A 4,091-nucleotide genomic window follows, 5' to 3' on the forward strand; every position below is an offset into this window, starting at 1 on the left:
TTAACTCACAGGATCTTATGGAACGCTTTCTGGAAAATGCTATGTATACCTCACGCTGGTTGCTGGCGCCGGTTTATTTTGGTCTTTCACTCGGGCTGATTGCGCTGTCGATCAAGTTTTTTCAGGAGATTTTCCACATACTGCCGCACATCTTCAGTGTGGGCGAGTCGGATCTGATTCTGACGCTGCTGTCGCTGGTCGATATGACGCTGGTGGGCGGCCTGCTGGTGATGGTGATGTTCTCCGGCTACGAAAATTTTGTCTCCCAGCTGGATATCAATGAAGGTAAAGAAAAGCTCAGTTGGCTGGGTAAAATGGATGCCACTTCTCTGAAAAATAAAGTGGCGGCGTCGATTGTCGCCATCTCCTCTATCCATTTGCTGCGGGTGTTTATGGACGCGAAAAACGTACCGGATAACAAACTGATGTGGTACGTCATTATCCATCTGACCTTTGTGCTGTCGGCGTTTGTGATGGGCTATCTCGACCGTCTGACCAAAGTGAAACACTGAGGTTGATGACAAGCCGCTTCCGGATATTATGCTGCTGTTTCTGCCAGGTCGCGGCTGGCGGTTGAACCGGCCGACAAAATCCATGGTTTCCTGTCGGTCCGTGCAAGCGATGCGCCGGCGGGCACTTCCAGAATAACACACTTTGTCTGTAATCTGAGACCTTCATCCTTTCCCCCGACGGTTTTGGCCGCCGGGCTTTATTCTCCCCGTTTCTGCTTTTCCCCGCTGGCGCATGCCCGCGCTTATGCTTTGCTTAAAGGGGGACATTTCCGGAGAAGAGATCATGGCACGACTGACGGCGAAAGATTTTCCGCAACAGCTGCTGGAGTATTACGACTATTACGCGCACGGCAAAATCAGCAAAAGGGAATTTTTGCAGATGGCCGGGAAGTATGCCGTCGGTGGTATGACCGCCATGGCGCTGTTTAACCTGCTGAAACCCAACTATGCGCTTGCCGAACAGGTCTCGTTTACCGACCCGGATATTCATGCGGAATATATTCACTATCCTTCGCCCGAAGGCCACGGAGAGGTGCGCGGTTATCTGGTGGTGCCGACGAAATCAAGCGTAAAACCGGCGTCGGTGATCGTCGTGCATGAGAATCGCGGGCTGAATCCCTATATCGAAGATGTCGCCCGGCGAGTGGCCAAAGCCGGTTACATCGCGCTGGCACCGGATGGCCTGAGTTCGGTGGGCGGCTATCCCGGCAATGACGACGAAGGGCGCGAGCTTCAGCAGAAAGTCGATCCGCAGAAACTGATGAACGACTTTTTTGCCGCCGTCGCCTTTATGGAAAAACATCCGCAGGCGAGCGGCAAAGTGGGAATAACCGGTTTTTGTTACGGCGGCGGTGTGTGTAATGCTGCCGCCGTGGCGATCCCGGAACTGGCCTGCGCAGTGCCGTTTTATGGCCGCCAGCCGCCGATCGCGGATGTCGCGAAAATCCATGCGCCGCTGCTGCTGCACTATGCGGAGCTGGATAAGCCCATCACGGACGGCTGGCCCGCCTATGAACAGGCGCTGAAGGCGCAGCATAAAGTGTTCGAGGCCTATATCTATCCTCAGGTGAATCACGGTTTTCACAACGACTCCACGCCGCGCTACGACCGGGCCGCCGCCGGGCTTGCCTGGCAGCGAACGCTGGCGTGGTTTGCCAGATATCTCGGCTAAAAAGGGCGGAAATAGCGCTGGCACTCGCCCAAAAAATCGCTATATAATTTTGTATATAACGATTGAGGGGGGAAAGCGATGGATAACCATTTTGGCAAAGGTTTAATGGCGGGACTGAAGGCTTCTCAGGCTGAAAGCGCCAGCAATGCGGCCGGTTTTTGCGCGGATTATAAACGAGGGTTCGTCCTCGGTTATTCTCAGCGTATGTTTGAAAAAACCGGCGATCGCCAGCTTAGCGCCTGGGAGGCCGGGATCCTCACCCGCCGCTATGGCCTGGACAGAAACATGGTCATGGATTTCTTCAGGGAAGGACATTCCTGTTCCGCGATGCGTTACTTTATGGCGGGTTACCGGCTGGAAAGTTAACTACCGAAGGCCGAAACCCCCGGTAGGCGAGGCGTTATGCCTGGCGCTTGTCTTCGGTCAGGGTATCGAAGTCGCTGGCGCTGTGACGCTCATGCAACTGCTCGTTTAGCGGGCCGTTGGTCCGGTTGACGATTCGCCCGCGTTTGACTGCCGGACGATTGCCGATGTCCTGCGCCCAGCGCAGGACGTTTTTATAGCTGCCGGCGTCAAGGAATTCCGCGGCGTTATACACCCCACCCAGCACCACATTACCGTACCATGGCCAGATGGCCATATCGGCGATGGTGTACTCTTCCCCGGAAATATAGCGGTTGCGGGCGAGCTGTTTATCCAGCACGTCGAGCTGACGCTTGGCTTCCATCGTGAAGCGGTCAATCGCATACTCGATTTTCACCGGCGCATAGTTAAAGAAGTGGCCAAAACCGCCACCGAGGAACGGAGCTGCGCCCTGTAACCAGAACAGCCAGTTCAGGGTTTCGGTCCGCCCGGCGGGATCTTTTGGCAGGAAGAAACCAAACTTCTCTGCGAGGTAAAGCAGGATGCTGCCGGACTCAAATACGCGCGTGGGCGGGGTGGTGGAGTGGTCGCTCAGCGCGGGAATTTTTGAGTTGGGGTTGACCTCAATAAAACCGCTTGAGAACTGATCGCCTTCGCCAATGCGAATCAGCCAGGCATCGTATTCCGCGCCGCTGACGCCGAGCGCCAGCAGTTCTTCCAGCAGGATGGTCACCTTCTGGCCGTTTGGTGTGCCCAGGGAGTAGAGCTGTAGTGGATGTGAGCCGACCGGTAGCGCTTTTTCATGGGTTGCGCCGGAGACGGGACGGTTGATGTTGGCGAACGCGCCGCCCTTGTTTTGCTTCCACTCCCACACTTTAGGTGGTTGGTAGTTATTCTCTGACATGAGGACCTGCCTTTTTAGTGAGCTATTGAGGGAGTGTAGCAGGAGATTCCAGGCAGGTTTAACAGTGTGAGGCTTATTGGCCCCGGTCAGCGTCGTGCAACCGGGGCGAGGGGGGACTCAGGCCATAATCCGCGTGGCCCATACGCTGATATCGTCGCCGCTGCCGAGATCCGGCTGCACCAGGCCGTTGACCATAAAGGTAGGCGAGACATGAATACCGTTCTGTCGCGCGTATTTGCAATGCCATTTAATCTCAGCCTGCAGCTCAGGGTGGGCAAAGGCCGTAGAGAGCTGAACCTGACTGTATTGCTCAATGCGCTGGATAATCTGCTGCGGCGTAGTGTCCATATTCGGCCCGCTGCAATGATCGGTAAATTCAAACTCTTCGCGATGGTCGGCGACGGCTTTTAACACCTTTTGCGCCTGCTCTCTGCCGTGCGGTAGCGTCGAGGCGGCAAGAATGCAGCGTACGATGACGCCGGAGAAAAGGTGCCACGGCTGCGACTGCAGGCGAATCTTGATGGTCACATTATCCGCGCCGACTTCCTCCAGCAGATCGTCGAGCTTATTGAAGGCCCGGACGGAAAACGGGCAGGTAGGCTCAAGGAAAACCTCAAAAGTCCGTGGGCCGTGGCCCCAGACCAGCGGTTGAGCCTGCAGATGCGATTGTACGCTCATAATCAACTCCTGACGTTGTCTCATTCTTCGTTATGGTTCCCTGAATCATCCTGGCTGTTGTTAAGGTCAATGCAACCTGAAGTATTACGGGGAGATATTACAAATAACGATATCACTTTTCCCCCCGGGCGCCGGGTTATTTTCCTGCAGGGTACGATCGGAGAATCCAATGAGTGGTATCATCATTTCACCTCTGTCTGGTAAGTGCCTGTGGCAGGATAAGAAGAGGGAGTTTTGTTCCGCCAACTGCCCGGGCTGCATTAATTTGAGGTCAGGCTAATGAGCAAAGGATCGACAAGTAGTGATGCCCCCTTCGGTACATTGTTAGGCTACGCGCCGGGGGGCGTAGCCATTTATTCATCAAATTACAGCAGTTTAAATCCGCGCGACTATCCGGATGACGCGACGTTCCGCAGTTACATCGACAATGAGTATATGGGGCACAAATGGCAGTGCGTTGAAT

At 54.9% G+C, this 4,091-nt stretch carries 7 protein-coding genes; 5 read left to right on the top strand and 2 right to left on the bottom strand.

All coding sequences use genetic code 11. From position 1 onward, the window contains the following. Positions 1–17: 17 nt before the first annotated feature. The 3 genes from ACZAHD_RS21940 (at position 18) to ACZAHD_RS21950 (ending at position 2,049) form a co-directional block, all read left to right on the top strand. Positions 18–512, top strand: a complete 495-nt coding sequence (locus ACZAHD_RS21940) for a TIGR00645 family protein (RefSeq protein ID WP_462458627.1) — start codon at positions 18–20, stop codon at positions 510–512. A gap of 283 nt (positions 513–795) precedes the next feature. Beyond that, positions 796–1,683, top strand: a complete 888-nt coding sequence (yghX, locus tag ACZAHD_RS21945; RefSeq protein WP_462458621.1) for a YghX family hydrolase — start codon at positions 796–798, stop codon at positions 1,681–1,683. A 78-nt stretch (positions 1,684–1,761) separates the two neighbouring features. Then, a complete protein-coding gene (locus tag ACZAHD_RS21950) occupies positions 1,762–2,049 on the top strand; it encodes a DUF2623 family protein (RefSeq protein WP_462458622.1) in 288 nt (95 codons plus the stop codon). A gap of 34 nt (positions 2,050–2,083) precedes the next feature. Here the strand turns inward: ACZAHD_RS21950 and yghU are convergent, their stop codons facing one another. Then, positions 2,084–2,950: a glutathione-dependent disulfide-bond oxidoreductase gene (gene yghU / locus ACZAHD_RS21955; protein WP_462458623.1), complete on the bottom strand. Its 867-nt coding sequence runs from the start codon at positions 2,948–2,950 to the stop codon at positions 2,084–2,086. 117 nt (positions 2,951–3,067) lie between these two features. Then, on the bottom strand, positions 3,068–3,628 hold the full coding sequence (locus ACZAHD_RS21960; RefSeq protein ID WP_462458624.1) for a DsbA family protein: 561 nt from the start codon (positions 3,626–3,628) through the stop codon (positions 3,068–3,070). 69 nt (positions 3,629–3,697) lie between these two features. On the opposite strand from ACZAHD_RS21960, the gene ACZAHD_RS21965 reads away from it, so the two are divergent. After that, positions 3,698–3,832, top strand: a complete 135-nt coding sequence (locus ACZAHD_RS21965) for a hypothetical protein (RefSeq protein ID WP_462458625.1) — start codon at positions 3,698–3,700, stop codon at positions 3,830–3,832. Between the two features lie 75 nt (positions 3,833–3,907). Continuing rightward, positions 3,908–4,091 (top strand): hypothetical protein (locus ACZAHD_RS21970; protein ID WP_462458626.1); only part of this gene is annotated, 184 nt, incomplete at its 3' end.

Origin of the sequence: Raoultella sp., assembly GCF_039594335.1 — a bacterium.
Lineage (GTDB): Bacteria > Pseudomonadota > Gammaproteobacteria > Enterobacterales > Enterobacteriaceae > Klebsiella.